Origin of the sequence: Pseudomonas frederiksbergensis, assembly GCF_003732665.1 — a bacterium.
In the GTDB taxonomy this organism is placed as follows: Bacteria; Pseudomonadota; Gammaproteobacteria; order Pseudomonadales; family Pseudomonadaceae; genus Aquipseudomonas; species Aquipseudomonas frederiksbergensis_G.
In genome coordinates, this window is the sequence record NZ_MOBP01000010.1 from 99,762 (window position 1) to 118,127 (window position 18,366).

At 54.1% G+C, this 18,366-nt stretch carries 20 protein-coding genes and 4 tRNA genes; 17 read left to right on the forward strand and 7 right to left on the reverse strand.

Translation table 11 applies throughout. The features are described 5' to 3' along the window. Positions 1-123 precede the first annotated feature (123 nt). From ltaE to BK665_RS16730, 7 genes are all read left to right on the forward strand, one after another. The gene (ltaE, locus tag BK665_RS16700) at positions 124-1,128 is read left to right on the forward strand and encodes a low-specificity L-threonine aldolase (protein ID WP_123407334.1); all 1,005 of its coding nucleotides are present in this window, start codon (positions 124-126) and stop codon (positions 1,126-1,128) included. A gap of 146 nt (positions 1,129-1,274) precedes the next feature. Beyond that, entirely contained in the window at positions 1,275-3,893 is a 2,619-nt protein-coding gene (alaS, locus tag BK665_RS16705; RefSeq protein ID WP_123407336.1) for an alanine--tRNA ligase, read from the forward strand. Positions 3,894-3,983: 90 nt separating this feature from the next. Continuing rightward, complete coding sequence (locus BK665_RS16710; protein WP_123407338.1) at positions 3,984-5,225, forward strand: aspartate kinase; 1,242 nt, start codon at positions 3,984-3,986, stop codon at positions 5,223-5,225. Between the two features lie 188 nt (positions 5,226-5,413). Next, positions 5,414-5,602, forward strand: coding sequence for a carbon storage regulator CsrA (gene csrA / locus BK665_RS16715; protein ID WP_003178872.1), 189 nt, complete (start codon positions 5,414-5,416; stop codon positions 5,600-5,602). Between the two features lie 62 nt (positions 5,603-5,664). After that, positions 5,665-5,755 (forward strand) — tRNA-Ser (locus BK665_RS16720). A 107-nt stretch (positions 5,756-5,862) separates the two neighbouring features. Next, positions 5,863-5,939 (forward strand) — tRNA-Arg (locus BK665_RS16725). A gap of 72 nt (positions 5,940-6,011) precedes the next feature. Further along, a tRNA-Arg gene (locus BK665_RS16730) sits at positions 6,012-6,088 on the forward strand. Positions 6,089-6,107: 19 nt separating this feature from the next. Here the strand turns inward: BK665_RS16730 and BK665_RS16735 are convergent. Beyond that, on the reverse strand, positions 6,108-6,626 hold the full coding sequence (locus tag BK665_RS16735; protein ID WP_123407340.1) for a cell envelope protein SmpA: 519 nt from the start codon (positions 6,624-6,626) through the stop codon (positions 6,108-6,110). A 318-nt stretch (positions 6,627-6,944) separates the two neighbouring features. On the opposite strand from BK665_RS16735, the gene mgtE reads away from it, so the two are divergent. Beyond that, positions 6,945-8,387 carry a magnesium transporter gene (gene mgtE / locus BK665_RS16740; RefSeq protein WP_123407343.1) on the forward strand — a complete coding sequence of 481 codons (1,443 nt, stop codon included), beginning with the start codon at positions 6,945-6,947 and terminating at the stop codon, positions 8,385-8,387. Between the two features lie 102 nt (positions 8,388-8,489). Here the strand turns inward: mgtE and BK665_RS16745 are convergent, their stop codons facing one another. Next, entirely contained in the window at positions 8,490-8,816 is a 327-nt protein-coding gene (locus tag BK665_RS16745; RefSeq protein WP_003178899.1) for an Arc family DNA-binding protein, read from the reverse strand. 110 nt (positions 8,817-8,926) lie between these two features. On the opposite strand from BK665_RS16745, the gene BK665_RS16750 reads away from it, so the two are divergent. Further along, positions 8,927-9,145 carry a hypothetical protein gene (locus BK665_RS16750; RefSeq protein WP_123407345.1) on the forward strand — a complete coding sequence of 73 codons (219 nt, stop codon included), beginning with the start codon at positions 8,927-8,929 and terminating at the stop codon, positions 9,143-9,145. Between the two features lie 345 nt (positions 9,146-9,490). On the opposite strand, the gene BK665_RS16755 is transcribed toward BK665_RS16750, so the two are convergent. Beyond that, positions 9,491-9,670 (reverse strand): PA3371 family protein, encoded by a 180-nt coding sequence (locus tag BK665_RS16755; protein ID WP_123407347.1) that lies wholly within the window; start codon positions 9,668-9,670, stop codon positions 9,491-9,493. Between the two features lie 20 nt (positions 9,671-9,690). After that, positions 9,691-9,924, reverse strand: coding sequence for a hypothetical protein (locus tag BK665_RS16760; protein ID WP_123407349.1), 234 nt, complete (start codon positions 9,922-9,924; stop codon positions 9,691-9,693). 291 nt (positions 9,925-10,215) lie between these two features. Here BK665_RS16760 and BK665_RS16765 point away from each other — a divergent pair. Next, positions 10,216-10,292 (forward strand) — tRNA-Arg (locus tag BK665_RS16765). A gap of 211 nt (positions 10,293-10,503) precedes the next feature. Here the strand turns inward: BK665_RS16765 and BK665_RS34850 are convergent. The 3 genes from BK665_RS34850 to BK665_RS16780 form a co-directional block, all read right to left on the reverse strand. Further along, on the reverse strand, positions 10,504-11,109 hold the full coding sequence (locus BK665_RS34850) for a hypothetical protein (RefSeq protein ID WP_259699613.1): 606 nt from the start codon (positions 11,107-11,109) through the stop codon (positions 10,504-10,506). Positions 11,110-11,322: 213 nt separating this feature from the next. Further along, entirely contained in the window at positions 11,323-11,940 is a 618-nt protein-coding gene (locus tag BK665_RS16775) for a recombinase family protein (RefSeq protein ID WP_123407351.1), read from the reverse strand. Positions 11,941-12,055: 115 nt separating this feature from the next. Next, on the reverse strand, positions 12,056-12,274 hold the full coding sequence (locus tag BK665_RS16780; RefSeq protein ID WP_123407353.1) for a hypothetical protein: 219 nt from the start codon (positions 12,272-12,274) through the stop codon (positions 12,056-12,058). 1,098 nt (positions 12,275-13,372) lie between these two features. On the opposite strand from BK665_RS16780, the gene BK665_RS16785 reads away from it, so the two are divergent. From BK665_RS16785 to BK665_RS16815, 7 genes are all read left to right on the forward strand, one after another. Then, a complete protein-coding gene (locus tag BK665_RS16785; RefSeq protein WP_259699614.1) occupies positions 13,373-13,783 on the forward strand; it encodes a response regulator in 411 nt (136 codons plus the stop codon). 283 nt (positions 13,784-14,066) lie between these two features. Continuing rightward, positions 14,067-14,210, forward strand: a complete 144-nt coding sequence (locus BK665_RS34615; RefSeq protein ID WP_221179257.1) for a hypothetical protein — start codon at positions 14,067-14,069, stop codon at positions 14,208-14,210. An 18-nt stretch (positions 14,211-14,228) separates the two neighbouring features. Next, a complete protein-coding gene (locus tag BK665_RS34620; RefSeq protein ID WP_221179258.1) occupies positions 14,229-14,504 on the forward strand; it encodes a GNAT family N-acetyltransferase in 276 nt (91 codons plus the stop codon). Positions 14,505-14,735: 231 nt separating this feature from the next. Beyond that, on the forward strand, positions 14,736-15,140 hold the full coding sequence (locus BK665_RS16795) for a response regulator (protein ID WP_123407357.1): 405 nt from the start codon (positions 14,736-14,738) through the stop codon (positions 15,138-15,140). Between the two features lie 1,425 nt (positions 15,141-16,565). Beyond that, positions 16,566-16,796, forward strand: coding sequence for a DUF6555 family protein (locus BK665_RS35185; RefSeq protein ID WP_123407361.1), 231 nt, complete (start codon positions 16,566-16,568; stop codon positions 16,794-16,796). Positions 16,797-16,993: 197 nt separating this feature from the next. Beyond that, positions 16,994-17,236: a hypothetical protein gene (locus tag BK665_RS16810; protein ID WP_123407363.1), complete on the forward strand. Its 243-nt coding sequence runs from the start codon at positions 16,994-16,996 to the stop codon at positions 17,234-17,236. A 31-nt stretch (positions 17,237-17,267) separates the two neighbouring features. Beyond that, positions 17,268-17,663 carry a hypothetical protein gene (locus BK665_RS16815; RefSeq protein WP_123407365.1) on the forward strand — a complete coding sequence of 132 codons (396 nt, stop codon included), beginning with the start codon at positions 17,268-17,270 and terminating at the stop codon, positions 17,661-17,663. The last annotated feature ends 703 nt before the right edge of the window (positions 17,664-18,366 follow it).

Genomic DNA, 18,366 nt, shown 5'->3' on the forward strand with positions numbered 1-18,366 from the left:
TGATATCGGGTTTTTCGTTGGCTTAACGCACCTATTCCTCAGCCGAGGGTTGATTATTCGTCGCTATGCCCGCAGTAATTCCATCTTGAAAGGGATTTTCCCCTGCTAACCGAGGCCAGATTCATGAGCGTTATCGATCTTCGCAGCGACACCGTCACCCAACCCACCGCCGGGATGCTCGACGCGATGGCCAAGGCCGCCACCGGTGACGACGTTTACGGTGAAGATCCGACGGTCAATCGTCTGGAAGCCGAACTGGCAAAACGGCTGGGTTTTGCGGCGGCGTTGTTCGTGCCGACGGGCACCATGAGCAATCTGCTGGGTTTGATGGCGCACTGCGAACGCGGCGAGGAATACATCGTCGGCCAGCAGGCTCATACCTATAAGTACGAAGGTGGCGGTGCGGCGGTGCTCGGTTCGATCCAGCCGCAGCCCATCGAATTGCAGGCTGACGGATCACTGGACCTGGCCCAGGTTGCCGCGGCGATCAAACCGGACGACTTCCATTTTGCGCGCACCCGATTGGTTGCCCTGGAAAACACCATGCAGGGCAAGGTCCTGCCGCTGGAGTATCTGGCACGGGCGCGAGCCTTCACCCGCGCGCACGGTCTGGCCCTGCATCTGGACGGTGCGCGGCTTTACAACGCCGCGGTCAAACTGGGTGTCGATGCCCGGGAAATCACCCAACATTTCGACTCGGTTTCGGTGTGCCTGTCCAAAGGCCTGGGCGCGCCCGTCGGGTCGGTGCTGTGTGGTCCGGTCGAATTCATCGCCAAGGCGCGCCGTCTGCGCAAAATGGTCGGCGGCGGCATGCGCCAGTCTGGCCTCCTGGCTGCGGCAGGTTTGTACGCCCTGGACAATAACGTCCAGCGCTTGGCCGACGACCACGCCAATGCGCAATTTCTGGCCGAAGGCCTGCGCGAGGCCGGTTTTGAGGTCGAGCCGGTACAGACCAACATGGTGTACGTCGCCATGGGCGACAAAGCCGAAGCCATCAAGGCATTCGCGGGCGAGCGCGGCATCAAGCTGAGCGCCGCCGGTCGTCTGCGGATGGTCACGCACATGGACGTCAGCCGCTCACAAATCGAGCAGGTGATCGCTACATTCGTCGAGTTTTCGCGCAACTGACAGCGTTAGCCGTCCAATTGACCGTTTCTATCGTATAAACACGCTGTACCCCGCGCGCTGGGCCGATATAATGCGGCCCTTTGCCGTCGCTTCGTCTGTTGACGTATTGCACAGGCCTTTGGCCGCAGCCTCCGTGGAAGAACCTAATGAAAAGCGCAGAAATCCGTGAAGCCTTCCTTCGCTTCTTCGAAGAGCAAGGCCACACCCGTGTAGCCTCCAGCTCTTTGATTCCGGGCAACGACCCAACCCTGCTGTTCACTAACGCGGGGATGAACCAGTTCAAGGACTGCTTCCTGGGCCAGGAAAAACGTGCGTACACCCGTGCGACCAGCAGCCAGAAGTGCGTGCGCGCCGGTGGCAAGAACAGTGACTTGGAAAACGTCGGTTATACCGCTCGTCACCACACATTCTTCGAAATGCTGGGTAACTTCAGCTTCGGTGACTATTTCAAGCAGGACGCGATCACCTACGCCTGGACCTTCCTGACCGACGTCCTGAAACTGCCCAAGGAAAAACTCTGGGTAACGGTCTACGCCTCGGATGACGAGGCTTATGACATCTGGACCAAGCAGATCGGTGTGCCCGTCGAGCGCATGATCCGCATCGGCGACAACAAAGGCGCGCCATATGCGTCCGATAACTTCTGGACCATGGGCGATACCGGCCCGTGCGGTCCGTGCACCGAGATTTTCTACGATCACGGCGACCACATCTGGGGCGGCCCACCGGGTTCGCCGGAAGAAGACGGCGACCGCTACATCGAAATCTGGAACAACGTGTTCATGCAGTTCAACCGCACCGCCGATGGCGTATTGCATCCGCTGCCAGCACCGTCGGTAGACACCGGCATGGGCCTGGAGCGGATCAGTGCGGTGATGCAGCACGTTCACTCCAACTACGAAATCGACCTGTTCAAGAACCTGCTGAGTGCGTCGGCCCAGGCCATTGGTTGCAGCAATGACGATCAGTCGTCGCTGAAAGTCGTCTCCGACCACATCCGTTCCTGCGGTTTCCTGATTGCCGACGGCGTGCTGCCGTCCAACGAAGGTCGCGGCTATGTGTTGCGCCGGATCATCCGTCGTGCCTGCCGTCACGGTAACAAGCTGGGCGCGACCGGCAGCTTCTTCTACAAGATCGTTGCCGCGCTGGTGGCCGAGATGGGCGAAGCCTTCCCGGAACTCAAGCAGCAACAGGCCAATATCGAACGCGTGCTCAAGGCTGAAGAAGAGCAGTTCTCCAAGACCCTGGAGCACGGCCTGAAGATTCTCGAGCAGGATCTGCTGGAACTCAAAGGCACCGTGGTGCCGGGCGACGTGGTGTTCAAGTTGTATGACACCTACGGTTTCCCGATGGACCTGACCGCTGACATCGCCCGCGAACGCAACCTGACCGTCGACGAAGTCGGCTTCGAGCGTGAAATGGAAGCCCAGCGCGTCCGTGCGCGTTCGGCCAGCTCGTTCGGTCTGGACTACAACACCTTGGTCAAGGTTGACGTGGCGACCGAGTTCACCGGCTACAAGGCCACCAGCGGTTCGGCGAAGATTGTCGCTATCTATAAAGAAGGCCAGTCGGTCGACGTATTAAGTGAAGGCGAAGAGGGCGTGATCGTCCTCAATCAGACGCCGTTCTACGCTGAGTCCGGTGGCCAGATCGGCGATTGCGGTTATCTGCAAGTCGGCAGCAGCCGTTTTGACGTGCGCGACACCACCAAGACCGGTGGTGCTTTCCTGCATCACGGCGTGGCGGTGTTGGGCAGCCTGACCATCGGCGCACCGGTCGAGACCCATGTCGATGCCGAAGTCCGTCACGCCACGTCGCTGAACCACTCGGCGACGCACTTGCTGCACGCAGCATTGCGCCAGGTGTTGGGCGAACACGTTCAGCAGAAAGGTTCGTTGGTCGACAGTCAGCGCCTGCGCTTTGACTTCAGCCACTTCGAAGCGATCAAGCCTGAGCAGTTGAAGGCCCTGGAAGACATCGTCAACGCCGAGATTCGCAAGAACTCCGCGGTTGAAACCGAAGAGACCGATATTGAAACCGCCAAGAAAAAAGGCGCGATGGCGCTGTTTGGCGAGAAGTACGGCGACAACGTGCGTGTGCTGAGCATGGGCGGTGATTTCTCCGTCGAGCTGTGCGGCGGTATCCACGCCAACCGTACCGGCGACATCGGCCTGCTGAAAATCATCAGCGAAGGCGGTGTGGCCTCCGGTGTACGTCGTATCGAAGCGGTCACCGGTGCTGCGGCATTGGCCTACTTGAATGCGGCCGAAGAACAACTCAAGGAAGCGGCCAACCTGGTCAAGGGCAGCCGCGACAACCTGATCGACAAGTTGTCGGCTGTGCTGGAGCGCAACCGTCTGCTGGAGAAGCAACTCGAGCAGTTGCAAGCCAAGGCTGCCAGCGCGGCGGGCGACGATCTGTCGGCTAGCGCACTGGATGTCAAAGGTGTGAAAGTGCTGGCCGTGCGTCTGGACGGTCAGGATGGCAAGGCACTGTTGGCACTGGTCGATCAACTGAAAAACAAACTCGGCCGCGCAGTGATCCTGCTCGGCAGTGTCCATGAGGAAAAGGTCGTTCTGGTTGCAGGCGTAACCAAAGACCTGACTGGCCAACTCAAAGCCGGTGATTTGATGAAGCAAGCCGCTGCGGCAGTGGGCGGGAAGGGCGGTGGTCGTCCGGACATGGCGCAGGGCGGTGGTGTAGACGCCGGTGCACTGGATGCGGCATTGGCCCTGACCGTTCCATTTGTAGAGCAGGGTTTATAAGGCGGTTTGCCGGGCTCGCGGTCTAGTGGCGGGGCCGGCAACTGTTTGAGTGATTATTGGGCGCCCTTCATGGGCAGAGGCGGCTTTGAAATGGCTTTGATCGTACAGAAATTTGGAGGCACCTCGGTCGGCACTGTCGAGAGAATCGAGCAGGTCGCCGACAAGGTTAAGAAATTCCGCGATGCCGGCGATGACCTGGTGGTTGTGCTGTCTGCAATGAGCGGCGAGACCAACCGTCTGATCGATCTGGCCAAGCAAATCAGTGGCGACAATCAACCGGTTCCCCGTGAGCTGGATGTGATTGTCTCCACCGGTGAGCAGGTGACGATTGCCCTGTTGGCCATGGCGCTGATCAAGCGCGGCGTGCCAGCGGTGTCCTACACCGGCAATCAGGTACGGATTCTGACGGACAGCGCGCACAATAAAGCGCGTATCTTGCAGATTGACGATCAGAAGATTCGCGGTGACTTGAAGGCAGGTCGCGTGGTGGTCGTCGCCGGTTTCCAGGGCGTCGACGAGCACGGCAACATCACCACCCTCGGTCGTGGCGGTTCCGACACGACCGGTGTGGCGCTGGCAGCGGCCTTGAAGGCTGATGAATGCCAGATCTACACCGATGTGGATGGCGTCTACACCACCGACCCACGCGTGGTGTCCGTGGCTCAGCGCCTGGACAAGATTACCTTCGAAGAGATGCTGGAAATGGCCAGCCTCGGTTCCAAGGTGTTGCAGATCCGTGCGGTGGAATTCGCCGGCAAGTACAACGTTCCGCTGCGCGTACTGCACAGCTTCAAGGAGGGTCCGGGCACCCTCATTACTATTGATGAAGAGGAAACCATGGAACAGCCGATCATTTCCGGCATCGCTTTCAACCGCGATGAAGCCAAGCTGACCATCCGTGGCGTGCCAGACACCCCGGGTGTGGCGTTCAAGATTCTTGGGCCTATCAGCGGCGCGAACATCGAAGTCGACATGATCGTGCAGAACGTTGCGCACGATAACACCACCGACTTCACCTTCACCGTGCACCGCAATGACTTCCAGGCCGCACAAACCGTGCTGGAAAACACCGCTCGCGAGATCGGTGCCCGTGAAGTCGTGGGCGACATCAAGATCGCCAAGGTCTCGATCGTCGGCGTCGGCATGCGTTCACACGCAGGCGTGGCCAGCCGCATGTTCGAATCCCTGGCCAAGGAAAGCATCAATATCCAGATGATCTCGACCTCGGAAATAAAAGTCTCCGTAGTGATCGAAGAGAAGTATCTGGAACTGGCTGTGCGCGCTCTGCACACGGCTTTCGAACTGGACGCGCCTGCCCGTCAGGGTGAGTGATGCGTTACCGAAGGGCGCGGTCTGACCGCGCCCTTCGTCTTTTTTGAATGGCGCGACCCAGGACTCTGTTCTTTTGCTCGCGCTGGTCAATACTCAGGCATGTAGGGCTGCGATCGTTCCGGTTGTAGGTCGAGTGCCTTTTTTTTGCAGACTGTTGTCCCTGAACTGTAATGCGTGAGGAGAAAGGTATGCTGATTCTGACTCGTCGGTGCGCAGAAAGCCTGATTATTGGTGATGGCGAAATCACTGTGACCGTGCTCGGCGTCAAAGGAAATCAAGTGCGTATTGGCGTTAACGCGCCTAAAGAGGTTGCTGTTCACCGCGAGGAAATCTACTTGCGGATCAAGAAAGAGAAGGACGACGAACCAAGCCATTAATTTTTATCGTTTTTTATGTTTGCAAACGGGGAAAAGGTTGGTTAAGATACGCCCCGTGTTGCGGAGAGCTGGCCGAGTGGCCGAAGGCGCTCCCCTGCTAAGGGAGTACACCTCAAAAGGGTGTCGGGGGTTCGAATCCCCCGTTCTCCGCCATTATTTGCTTAGTACGTTGTAATCTGGCTTCTTCGGTAAGTTGTTGAAATTACTAGAAAAAGTGTTTGACATAGAGATTAGACGGCCTATAATGCGCGGCAACAAATGCACTCGTAGCTCAGCTGGATAGAGTACTCGGCTACGAACCGAGCGGTCACAGGTTCGAATCCTGTCGAGTGCACCATTTAAGAGTTGTTTGCAGTAATGCGAGCGACTTTGCTTCAACCAGTTGTGGTCTGGTTTAAAAACACAAAATGCACTCGTAGCTCAGCTGGATAGAGTACTCGGCTACGAACCGAGCGGTCACAGGTTCGAATCCTGTCGAGTGCACCAAACACCAAAAAGCCCGCGTTTAACGCGGGCTTTTTGCCGTCTGGGATTTGGCTTTTCCTTTGACGCATCCTCTCTCATCGAATTCGACATGAGCACTGCGACCTCTCTTCAGGTCGTAGCGGTAGCTTGTGGCTGAATTGCGAATACTGATCTTGTCCGGCTTGCCAAGAGCGCTTTCGACGTCCTGCTGGCTCATGCCGGCAATGACTCGCTGATTGATGATCGCTTCTCGGCGTTGCTTCGCGTTGATCAGGTTCCCGCATTTGTCTTCAGATTGGCCGACGACGGTCGGCTCCCGCTTTTTTTCATTCATGCTTGAGGCCAGCCGGGCGGAGGCTTCAGGCATGACTGAAATGGTGGTGCCTGGGGTGAAGGGCTGAACTGGCTGTAGTGAAAGGCTCTCATCGGCCTTGCAGCTCATCGTGGTGAAGGTAATGCGTCCGTCGGGTGCCTCGCATCGGTGAATGGTCGCAGCCAGCAGTTTGGGTGACAGGCAGACCAGGGTGGTTATCAAAAGCAGGTTTGCAATCGATGGCATTCGGCGTCCTCCATGACGTTCCATCTGAAGGGTAGCCGCTTCATTTTTCGACTGCAGTGTGTTTTCTTTTCAGAATAAGTCGTCGCAGTAATGGATAAGGACAGCGCTCAGGTTTATCTTGCAAGCGCTTGTTTCAGCCACGATTTTTTAACGTTTTTAACCGTCAGGCGGTGTATCATTGCGCCCGTCAGCCCCGCCGGGGCTTATGGAAAACCTCCATGGACTTACCCAGTAGTTACTCAGTACCCCGTTTTTCCAATCATGAATTGACTGATTGATCCTTCCGGCGTGCCCCGCTGCTGGGAGTGGAGTTCGCCTATGTCTGAAGTTGAAGTAAAGAAAACGCAGGAAAGCTTGCAGGACCGCCTGGCTCAAGTCGTTGAGCTGTTGCAGCGTCAGCGAGTGGTCGAAGACCTGACTCACCGTCAGGAAGGCCCGCATCACGACCGGGTCGAGAACCTGGTTCACCGCCAAAACCTCGTCGAGCTGCAACGCAAGCTCGATGATCTGCACTCCGCCGACGTTGCCTACATCCTTGAAGCCTTGCCGCTGGACGATCGTCTTACGCTCTGGCAATTGGTCAAGGCGGATCGTGACGGCGACATCCTTCTCGAAGTATCCGATTCGGTTCGTGAAACGCTGATCGCCGACATGGACGATCACGAGCTCCTGGCTGCGGCCAAGGACATGGATGCCGACGAACTTGCTGACCTGGCTTCCGAGCTGCCGCGAGACGTCGTCCATGAGCTGATGGAAACCCTTGATGGACAGCAGCGTGAGCGCGTTCGCTCCGCGTTGTCTTATGACGAGGAGCAAGTCGGCGCACTGATGGACTTCGAAATGGTGACCATCCGTGAGGATGTCAGTCTCGAAGTGGTTCTGCGCTACCTGCGTCGTCTCAAGGAGTTGCCCGGACATACGGACAAATTGTTCGTGGTGGACTACGACGGCGTGCTCAAGGGCGTGTTGCCGATCAAGCGTTTGTTGGTCAACGACCCGGACAAGCAGGTTGCTGAAGTCATGGCCAGTGATCCGGTGAGTTTTCACCCGGATGAAGATGCTTACGATGCCGCCCAGGCGTTCGAGCGTTATGACTTGATCTCTGCGCCCGTCGTCGACAAGAACGGCAAGCTGATTGGCCGTCTGACCATCGATGAAATGGTCGACCTGATTCGTGAAGAGAGCGAAAACGAAGTTCTCAACATGGCGGGTCTGCGGGAAGAAGAAGACATTTTTGCGTCAGTCTGGAAATCCCTGCGTAACCGCTGGTCCTGGCTGGCGGTTAACCTGGTGACTGCATTTGTAGCTTCGCGAGTCATTGGCCTGTTCGAAGGCTCCATTGAAAAGCTGGTAGCGCTCGCGGCATTGATGCCGATCGTGGCAGGTATTGGGGGCAACTCGGGTAACCAGACGATTACCATGATCGTTCGGGCTATGGCGCTGGATCAGGTCAGTACCGGCAATACTTCGCGCTTGATGCGCAAAGAGCTTGCAGTAGGTTTGATCAATGGCCTGGTCTGGGGTGGGGTGATTGGTGTCGTCGCCTATCTGCTCTATGGTAGCTGGTCCCTTGGCGTCGTGATGACTGCAGCGATGACACTTAACCTGCTGCTGGCGGCGTTAATGGGGGTATTGATTCCCATGACCCTGGCGCGCCTGGGGCGCGACCCGGCAATGGGTGCCAGTGTGATGATCACGGCCATGACCGACAGCGGTGGGTTTTTCATCTTCCTTGGGTTGGCTACAATCTTCCTGCTCTGATTCGCATCTCTGAAGCCCGCCAAATTGGCGGGCTTTTTTATGCCTCGAATTCCAGGCAAAAAAAAGCCAGCGGTTATGCTGGCTTGAATTTTTTTGGGTGGATCAGGACGCGTCTGCGGCCATTTCAGCGTCATGGGCGATCAGCGAAACAAGAGCGTTTTGCTGACGGTGGGAGAGTTGGCGGAAGCGTTGCAACAGTTCGCGTTCGTGCAACGACAGCTCTGGGCTGTCCAGGCGCATGCTCAGCTCTTCGCCCAGTGCACCTTCTTGAATAAGACTCTGCTCAAGGCGCGCAATGATTTCGGAGTTCATGCTGCGATGATGATTGCGAGCCACCTCGGCAATGCGCTCACGCATTCCGTCTGGCAGACGTACGACAAACTTGTCAGCCGTACGGCTGGAATAAATTGCCTGTTTCAATGGGCGCATATATTTAACCGGTTAGTTCAGGGGAGCGGTTCTCGGGATTGGCCGCAGGATGTCTGATAGGACAAGCACTCTGGCCAAATGTTCAACCTGAATTGATAGAGGCTCGCATCATGCCTCAAAGTAGCCAGTTCATTGGCGTCAATTCTGTGACAAATATTGAACTGGATAAAGGCGTTATGCCAGCACCAATTATCAGAAATGCGGACTGGTTTGAAAAGTTTGCCCTGGTCCGTGTTTCTGACCGCGTCCTCTTGCCCCTCAAGTGGCGTCCAAAGACGCCGGGAGGCGCACGCTATGCGGATTCGATCATTGTTCCTTACCCTGTATAGGATAGTGGCAAATGGCCGATTTACTAGAGGAGAACAGTAGGGCGGGGTGATTTCGGGATGGATGGCAGATTGATTTATCTGACAACAGCTCCCGGATCTGGCAGAGATTGGCTCATCGACCCGGTTCGAAAACCGTTGCAAGCATTAGGGCGGGGTGGCGCGACGGGGTTACAAGCTTTGAGCCGGATCGCGCTGGGTGAGGACGCGGTTGGGCATTTTCCGGCGGAGTTCGGGCTGCGCAACGGCCTTTAGTAAATCACGAGCGAATGACCAGATACCTATCCAAGGACTCGATAATTCTGGTGACGTGGCTGATACGGTCGAGCGCTACGGGATCTGCTCAGCTCAGCGTAGCACTGGATCAAACTTGATCCGACGCCCGGCAATTAGTGCCAGCATGAACAGGGCGCCAAATACACCGCACGCAATCAAGGGGAGGGTGATCGTCCCTTCTTGGCTTAAAGAGAGATGAAGAATGCCGCTCAACAAGGCCAGGAAAAAAAATCCAATGGCTAATTTGGACATGCGCTGCTCCGGGTAGGGGGTCAAAAAATCAATCGTTCGGAAGAAGGGGTCTGTAGCCGTGGGTTATTTTGGCTCACTTCCTGATTTACAAAGGCGTGCTGATCACTCATGACTGCCAATTGCGGGGCTTTCTGTAATTGAAGGTAATGGGGCATACGTTGAGCAACTACCTCAGCCTTACCCTCGGGGGCAAATTGAAAGCCGAGCAGCAGGACCAAGGCGATCACATTCGAGAGTAAAAGGGTGCTGTTCATCGGGGTTGTTCTCCTTTGTTCTTGGAGAACAGCTCAAGCAGTCCGCGTGCCAAGAGTCTAACGGCTATTAAGTCCTTTAAAAACAACGATTTAATGGTGTTTCGTAAAGCGACGGTAGTGCAATTTGCAATGATGGCGTTTTGAAGTGATGCAAATTGCATGGTAAGCGGGTCTCTGATGGCTTAAGGCGTTTGCCTACACTCAAAAAGCCGAAGGACGACATGACAAAAGCAGGCCTGCCCGTTAACATGCTCGCCGTCCATCGCGCTGCGGTTCCCGCGGGCGACTTGTGTCTCAGTAGCTCAATTGGATAGAGCATCCCCCTCCTAAGGGGAAGGTTGGCAGTTCGAACCTGCCCTGGGACACCATATAATTCAATGCTTCCAGCATATTTCGCCTGACAGCTTAGAAACTCGTGACAGCAGGGTGGCAGCAGCAGGTAAAAAGAAGCCCCGCCGGACTATGCTCAGGCGGGGCTTTTTATTTCCGGTTTTCGCCTCTCATGAAGGGTTGTATCGGCAGTGCTCAATCTCCCATTTTCGGTAGGGCAGGTGCACGCTATGTATTTGAGCTTCTCAATCACCAGTGGCCATCTTCCAGCCAGCGTTCGATGCTTTCTCTCATAGGCCCGGCATCGGCCCAGGCAGCGGCGTCTAAACGCTTGATCTGTTCCACCTTTTGCTCGAAGGTCCGCCAGTGCAAGCCCTTCGGCTTTGGAATGTATTCGGCAGGTAAGGTTAGGAAACCTTCGGGGCAGCCTAGGGCGCTGCGCAGCTTCCACGAATGGTCTGCGGCGCGGTCGCGCTTGTTGGCCTGCTGGCTCTCGTAGTTGAGACGCAGACAGTGACGGCAGGCGAACACGCGGCTCAGGTACAGCTCGGCGACTCGCCGGCCACAACAGGGACACAGGAACCACCCTCGATTTCCCCCTAAGTGACAGGGTGTCCAGGTGATCGGGACGGGATATTCCTTCGACTCGGTTACTCCATTCGTTGTCACTCGATACTGCAGGCGCAGACGGGTCAGGCTTTCGACGTCGATGCCGATTGTCCCGACCAATTCGCCACTGCGCTTCCACACCCATTTGTAAGCAAAGCCAGCGCGCAGCAGCCCGGCACGGTGTAGCGCCCGAATGTCGAGGGAGCGGTAGTCGTCTGTCGAATTCTTTTCCTTGGCTCTGCCCATTTTTGGAACCTAAATCAATTGGAAAATTTACTACCAATACCGCGAACCCATGGTCCGCTTCTGTCCGACTTCTGCCCGTCTCGAAGGGCTGAAACCGGCTAAAAGCGGACGTCTAGTACAGGCAGCTTCTGGCCGATTTCCGCCTGTTACGGGGGGCCAGAGAACTACCCATAGCTAACAGCGGACAGGCAGAAATCGACAGTGGATTCGCATTCAGGCGCTGGCCAAGTCCCTGATCCTGAGGACTGTGGTGGTTGAGCAGTTGGCGTGCCTGGCTGTTGCGCGGATGCCAAGGCCTGCACCGAGCAGTTCCGTAACGCGCTTGTGCAGATTTTCATCAATCGGCCGGCCCTGATACTTACCGGCAGCTTTGGCCTTCTCGATACCCTGGGCCTGACGCTCGCGGCGTTGCTCGTAATCCTTGCGCGCAATGGCGGCCATCATTTCCACCAGCATCGAGTTGATAGCGCCAAGCATCCGCCCGGTGAACTCGTCGCCCTTCGTGTCCTGCATTCCCTGATGACTGGTCGGCAGATCGAGCGCGACGATGCGCAGGCCCTTGGAATCAATCGTGGCCTTGAGCTTCTGCCAGTCCTCCACCGGCAATCGGGAAAGCCGGTCTATCGACTCCACCAGCAGCACGTCACCCTTGCGCGCATCTTTGAGCAGACGCAGCAACTCGGGCCGGTCTGCGGAGGCGCCGCTGGCATTCTCCAGATACACGCTCGCAATGTCCTTGTTATGGTCGCTGGCGAACTGTTCAAGCGAGGCCTGGGCGCGGCTGGCGTCTTGCTCTTCGGTTGATGCTCGGAGATATGCGCGGATGAACATGATGTGCCTCACGTATCAGTTAGGGTGTTCTACTAATACTGTTGCACTATGGGTGTCACTTATCAAGCGGAAAGGGCAAATAAATTTGAATATGCCCGTATCAGCTAAGGCATACCTATAACTGCCGTAGTCGCATGATGGCGCCTGTGATTTCTTGAGCATTGCGGTCCAGCGTTGCCATGGCCGCAATTGCGTTAGCGGCAACGCTCCCCACTCCATTATCAGAAAGCCACTTGGTCACTTCCTCAATGGCAGCACATATGGCGTGCTGGTTGTGCAGAAGCAGTGTGAGTGCGTCTGCTGTGGCTATGTTGGCCTCAGAGTTATCTGGCATGGATATCATCCTTGAGTAACTGGTACGGGAAGACTAGCTGAACTCGCCGCTGGCTCGAGCCGCTTCTCCAGATCCGCTGACGCCTGGGTAATTACACTGACCTGACCACCCATTTGCATTCGACCTAACTAGCCATCTACGCCGGATTCGACCCACCTCCTTAGCAAACATGACCGGCAGTGAACGGCCAAAAGCTGACGGCCGATCCATGACTGCGTCAGGCCAGCAAGATCGAGTTATCTGGGATACACAGACTGATCAGTCGCTCACAGAGGAGCTGATTGGATTTCCCAGCCTTGTCCCCGGAACCATCCCCTTCAGTTTCGCTCGAGTCGGTCCGCCGGCGGAATAGAAAGGCTCACCCGATAAAACGAATCGCGAGTAGGATCATCCCATAACGCTGATCAACGCTCTCACCGTTCATACTGAAGCAGCAGATAAATCTCTTCCGAATCTAAGAGCTAATAGCAATGACTCCAACGGAAAGACTTTTGCAGTGGCACGCGAAATGGAAGATTTCAGAAGATACTTTCGTTTGTAGGACCTGCCACGCTGAACAGCGAGAGGCTGGGGTAGATTTTGTCCATGTGTCGGGATGCAGGGAGGCGACACTAGGAGTTCAGCCATGGCAGGCACTAGTCGAGGTCCGAGATGCATTTGCAAGCTAGTTTCCTACACTCCTCGTCAGATGAATCGCTTACCTCGCTTCTCTCATCCCAACGGGACCAACCAGGTAAAGCTGTTGGCTGCAACCGCTCCTGTACGTCTATAGCTGCGAGCATTTCTTTCAGCTCTGAAATTCGGCTTTTGAATATCTCTCTCTGTTGAGAAAACCGCTTACGCTGCTCTAGAACCTCCGCAGCTAAGGAACGTATGACCGCCCTGTGCTGAGCAGACGTATTCACCAAGGCATAAATTCCCGACTGGGGACGTTGATCTGTTTCATCTGGTAAATTTGAAGGGTTAGAGGAAGACATAACAGCCCCCATAGATTCGTGTGCTTACCTATAACGACCGGGTCGTTAGACGATATTCTCATCTAAATAGATGAGTGGTTTCATGCAGGGTAGCTTCTGCCGAAGAAAAAAGGACACGCGTGTGAACGTTGGTTGGAACCATTTACTCCCCGTATCAGGGAAAATTATAGTCATCGAAGACGACCCCACTCTGTGCACGCTCATGACAGATATTTTGTCTGAAATCGGTGTCCAGTCTTGTGCCTTCGAAAGCGCTGACGATGCGTTGACTTATCTACTAGAGGCTCATGGTCCCTGCCCGCTTGTGATTGTGGATCAGGGATTACCGGGTCAGATACAAGGCGCCGAATTCATCGCAATGGTGAGGAGCAAATGGCCTGGCGTATCTTCGATTTTGACATCGGGGTATGCAATCGAAGACGCGATGATTCCACCATCAACGATTTATCTGCACAAACCATGGGCGTTGGACGATCTCGTACTTGCGGTAGCGACGCTCCTCCAGCCTGGATATCCCCTCCAGAAGATCTGACCTTTCCTACAACGCTCAACATCGGCGTTGGTTTCAGTTGGGTGAATTTTAACGGCTGCTTTGGGTCGACTGCGAACCTTCCCCACAGACAGCAATCGGCCAAAAGCAGACCATGGACACGCAGTTAATACGTCAGTAATGTGAAAGTAATATGTCGCTCCCCCCTTCTTGATGTCGCGTTTACAACGTCGATTTTTTGATTGCTCAAGGGGTTACGCTTAAACATGAAATGTTATGCCAAAAGCCGTTCGGCACCTAAAAGTTGAATTTAAGGAGAAATAAATTGGAAATTAAGATTGATGTATTGGGTTCTCCAACAGAAAAGGATAAAGGAGTTCTGAATAATAGGTTTTCAGAATATCTTCGAATTCAATATCCAAATCTACCACCAGAATCGGAAGATAAAATATTTATAGTGATTGCATAAGATGAAGTAGGCGACTACATCGGTGCAATAAGCTGTAATTGTTACTGGGATGGCTTAGAAATTGACATCTTTTGGGTTAAGGAATCTCATCGCGGTAAAAAAGTAGGATCTATGCTTTTGGAAAAAGCAGAAGCGATTGGTGCCAACAATGGGGCAGTAGTTGCATTCCTAAAAACCGTTGATGCTAAAAAGTTCTATGAGCGGCATGGATATGAGATTTATGGTGTTCTTGAGGATCGCCCAATTGGCACTACCTTGTATCATTTAAAGAAACGGCTAGTAAAACATGCATAACAACTGGTTCAAATCGTTCACTTCGCTCAATGGGACGGGCTAAAGCCCCCCCCGCCCCATCTCCCGCAGCAACACCAATGTCGCCTCATCCTCAGAAGCGGCCCGTCAGCGCCGGTGAAATCCATTTTCTCCCTGTGCTCTTCCTAGGTCACCCTTTAGCCACCCTACGCTTAAAAAAACTCTTACACTCTACCTACAGAGTCAGCGGTAATCCGCATAAGGAAAGCCAGCGTGAGCTTAGATCGGAAAGGCGGGCGGCCTGTACATGGGCGCGTCATCGTTATCGAGGACGAACCGGTTGTCAGGATGCTTTTAGAGGAATTGTTGGCGGAGCTTGGATATGCCTCGGCGGGTTTCGACAACGCCGTTCAGGCACTGAGCTACCTAGTACATATTGAAGGCGATTGCTCCTTCATCATCGCGGATCAAGGTTTGCCCGGAGGGATGCGAGGCACCGAATTTATACGCATGGCGAACGAACGGTGGCCTTCCATTCCTTCGATACTCGTCTCTGGCTATTCTGTGGACGAGCAGTTGATCCCGCTTTCAACGTCTTTTCTAAAGAAGCCTTACACGCTGGCTCAATTGGAAAGCACAATCGCGACCGCAACCCGCAATCGACCGAGGCAGTCGTAAACGGGCGACCGTCTATACTCAGCGTTTGGGGCGGCGTACAACATGATCAAAAAGGTACTGCTTATCCTGCTTTTTACAATAAGCGTTTTGTGTCTGCTCATCGCCGCCGTGGGTGTGTCACTCACATAGACACACGTCGTTCCAGCGCTCCATCACACTCGGCATTGCTTGGTCTGAATAGGGCACTTCAAGCCGTCGCCTTAGCGTAGATGCCTTGTAAACGTAAGTTTTTTTGGCTCGTCACTGGCCTCCAAGGCCGGCACCAATCGGCCAATAGCGTTCATTGAGGAAATACAAATTACACCCTCGGAGATGGTTTTAGAATGGAATGCAATTTGGCGACTTTATGGCGGGCGGATCAGTTGTAGATCATGCAATGCCCAGCAGGCGTAGTTGACAGGTCAAATCTATGCCTCTAACTATGCGGTGGTTTACAGGAGGAAATTCGGTCGTGGCAGACGTTGGATGATAACAGCCCGCTTGCTCCGATTACCCGCTCCTCGGATGTCCATCCAAGTAACCTTTGATAATGCTCGCGAATACGGGCATCCATTTCTTCTATCAGAGCTTTTGTCATCGCTATCCGTTCGAGGTAGATCTCTCGGAGGGCGATGAAATCACGTCTTGTCCCTGACAATTTCGCGATACGAACGTATGCCTCGACCACATTTTCTCTCGATAGATGTCCTATCTTAGGAGCGAATTGGCGGGGCGGACTTCATGGTCGACTCGATTGGAGAGACCAAATATAGACGCTGTGACATACCGTTTTTTTTCGCTAATGGACAAGATTCCCCAAGATTAGATCGTTCGCAGACATGATCAACCGAAGAAAAAGGCTGGCTGCCTCCAAGATGACCAGCACTTTCGTCCAGTGCATCTTCGCTAAAAACTGATTCGGCGCTCATTCAGAAGGCGCCTTCACAACAAATTTGCGTCAGGGGATGTGGCTAATAGGATGAGGCGGGCTTGAGTCGTTTACGAAAGTATTCCAGGCGGTGTAAGCGAAGCGATGCCTCCATGTCGCCTGCATCCATCGCTCTCCTGTCGTCTCATGAGATGACACCAACATCATCATTTCTTTAGTCGCCCCATCAAGCTCAAGGAGAAGCTCATGAGATTTGAATCGAAAGTCGTCAGTGCTCAGCATTTTTGTACCGCCATGTCTGGTCTGATCCGAAATTACGAATCTTTATACCCGTATCAAGAGTCGACATTCGTCAATTAAGTTCGATACGTCTCAGCGACGGTCGGTGATGAGAAAGTTTGGCTCGTTCGACATTAACTGAAAAATCGCCGAAGACTCAGTCATCGCAATGGCCATACGAGTCTCCCGTCAGACTCCGGGGTAAGACGCCACTTGGCTCACAGGGCGGAACTGGCACTGCGCCATTAATGTCACATCGAGATCATTTGGAGATCTCGATGAATCTACCAAGACACTTTGAAATCAGATACCGCCTCAAAAATACTCAGCATGTCTTCATTCAGCCTGATTTGCATATGACCGATGCCGACGCCTGGTATTACGCCTGCCTGCACGCTGGAGTGGGCCTTCTGTACGAAATGGATTGTGATCAACAAAACTATGGAGCCCTGAGCAGCCACGCGCAAAGCGCCGGCTTGACGCAAGTCAGGTGGGAGGAACTGCCATAGCTTTAAAGTCCAATCGACGTCTTGCCCTGATTACCCTGTCTGCTCACTTGTTCTTGAATATGAATTTGGCTACCTCCATGTATCGCATGCTATGGCTCTATTTTGAACCTCTGCTCCTCGGTCCCGGTCATGTAGTTCACGTGACATTGATGCCTTACCGCCGATGAGGTTCAGAAGGAAAGTATGTGGAGCGAACCATGAACGAAGTCATCAATGATTTGCCCGAAGCCATCCGCCAGCAGGCTGAGAAAGTACTTGCTGAAATTGAAAGCGCTGGATCAATGATTTTGGCCATCAAGAGCGGCGCCCAGGCTTACGGATTCGTGCAGGGATTGGTCTGTGCAGGCGGTATCACAGCAGGCCAGGGAGAGGTACTTTCCGAGCTTTTTGACAAAACGGCCGAAAAAAGATTAAAAATTTTAACCCTCGGTTTACCCTGAGGGTATTGATGGAAATCAGTAAGGGGACAGGATGAAAAAATTCATTTTCCTTATGGTGTTTGCCTCACTCTCCGCGTGCACCTCGACGCCGAAGTTGGCGGAAGACGGCGATCCGGTTCCAGCATCTCGCCTGTATGGCTACTTAAAAAAATCTGATGCTCAACTGGTAGTCATACACGACTCAGTGCTGGATGGGGGCTGCATGATTCGTTTGTCCATTGATGGAAAGCCTGCGGCCGATATTTTCAACGGTGAGATTGCCTACTTCGGCGTCACCATCGGAACACATAAACTCGTGGCTCGACCGCTCACAAAATGCAAGAAATCTGAGCTGAGCGAAGAGGCGATCAACGTGAAAGCAGGAGATGCTTTGCTTCGACGTATCGCCGCAACAGCCATCCAGTCAATTCCCCTCCCGTCCCAGTGACGACTCCTGGCAATATCTGCTACCCACTGCCTACAAAGCCCAAGTCCACTGGGGTAATAAAAACCATTTTTTGCAGTAGATCCTGCTTGAGTAAATCGTCCATAGCGAGGGTGGCATCGCCCCCCCCCCGATAATGCCGTTACCACTAAAATTGGATTGTGCTTAGCGTCGTTTCGCCGGTGGGTATAGAAGGATTTCAGGCCGCTGAAAAACGCTCGCAGGAAGCTGTACAAAAATCTAATATCGTACAAATCTTGTCGAACTTGTGATCATCATGACTCCTTCAGAACGACTCATCGTTTGGCACCATAACTGGAGCCTTTCACAGAAAGTCGTCACTTGCAGGTCATGCAGCGCCTCGCAGTCGGAACTGGATAGGGGAAGCGATTTCCCTCACAACCCCAAGTGTCCGAGAGCGCTTTTTCAGTCACGTCCCTGGGACGAGCTTGATGAAATCCCACCTGCCAAGCCCCCTCGTCCATGCTGATACGACTTACCAACCTCCGACAAGAATCACCGGCTGCAGAGACGTTGTTCAATGCTGCAAAGTCCCCTGAGTGGGCTTGCGCTCATGCAGGGGGGTTTGTGACTTACCTTGAAAGTGAACAGGCCTCAATGCTGGCCATTCATGCCAAGTGACTTAATCGGTGCTCTAATTCAATCAAGTTGTTTCGCTCCCGTTTTCGACCTCGATTACGACTCC

What these genes read in the sequence shown, in the direction of transcription:
- ltaE (WP_123407334.1), top strand. Translation starts at nt 124, where the DNA reads ATGAGCGTTATCGATCTTCGCAGCGACACCGTCACCCAACCCACCGCC.
- alaS (WP_123407336.1), top strand. Translation starts at nt 1,275, where the DNA reads ATGAAAAGCGCAGAAATCCGTGAAGCCTTCCTTCGCTTCTTCGAAGAG.
- BK665_RS16710 (WP_123407338.1), top strand. Translation starts at nt 3,984, where the DNA reads ATGGCTTTGATCGTACAGAAATTTGGAGGCACCTCGGTCGGCACTGTC.
- csrA (WP_003178872.1), top strand. Translation starts at nt 5,414, where the DNA reads ATGCTGATTCTGACTCGTCGGTGCGCAGAAAGCCTGATTATTGGTGAT.
- BK665_RS16735 (WP_123407340.1), bottom strand. Translation starts at nt 6,626, where the DNA reads ATGCCATCGATTGCAAACCTGCTTTTGATAACCACCCTGGTCTGCCTG.
- mgtE (WP_123407343.1), top strand. Translation starts at nt 6,945, where the DNA reads ATGTCTGAAGTTGAAGTAAAGAAAACGCAGGAAAGCTTGCAGGACCGC.
- BK665_RS16745 (WP_003178899.1), bottom strand. Translation starts at nt 8,816, where the DNA reads ATGCGCCCATTGAAACAGGCAATTTATTCCAGCCGTACGGCTGACAAG.
- BK665_RS16750 (WP_123407345.1), top strand. Translation starts at nt 8,927, where the DNA reads ATGCCTCAAAGTAGCCAGTTCATTGGCGTCAATTCTGTGACAAATATT.
- BK665_RS16755 (WP_123407347.1), bottom strand. Translation starts at nt 9,670, where the DNA reads ATGTCCAAATTAGCCATTGGATTTTTTTTCCTGGCCTTGTTGAGCGGC.
- BK665_RS16760 (WP_123407349.1), bottom strand. Translation starts at nt 9,924, where the DNA reads ATGAACAGCACCCTTTTACTCTCGAATGTGATCGCCTTGGTCCTGCTG.
- BK665_RS34850 (WP_259699613.1), bottom strand. Translation starts at nt 11,109, where the DNA reads ATGGGCAGAGCCAAGGAAAAGAATTCGACAGACGACTACCGCTCCCTC.
- BK665_RS16775 (WP_123407351.1), bottom strand. Translation starts at nt 11,940, where the DNA reads ATGTTCATCCGCGCATATCTCCGAGCATCAACCGAAGAGCAAGACGCC.
- BK665_RS16780 (WP_123407353.1), bottom strand. Translation starts at nt 12,274, where the DNA reads ATGCCAGATAACTCTGAGGCCAACATAGCCACAGCAGACGCACTCACA.
- BK665_RS35185 (WP_123407361.1), top strand. Translation starts at nt 16,566, where the DNA reads ATGAATCTACCAAGACACTTTGAAATCAGATACCGCCTCAAAAATACT.
- BK665_RS16810 (WP_123407363.1), top strand. Translation starts at nt 16,994, where the DNA reads ATGAACGAAGTCATCAATGATTTGCCCGAAGCCATCCGCCAGCAGGCT.
- BK665_RS16815 (WP_123407365.1), top strand. Translation starts at nt 17,268, where the DNA reads ATGAAAAAATTCATTTTCCTTATGGTGTTTGCCTCACTCTCCGCGTGC.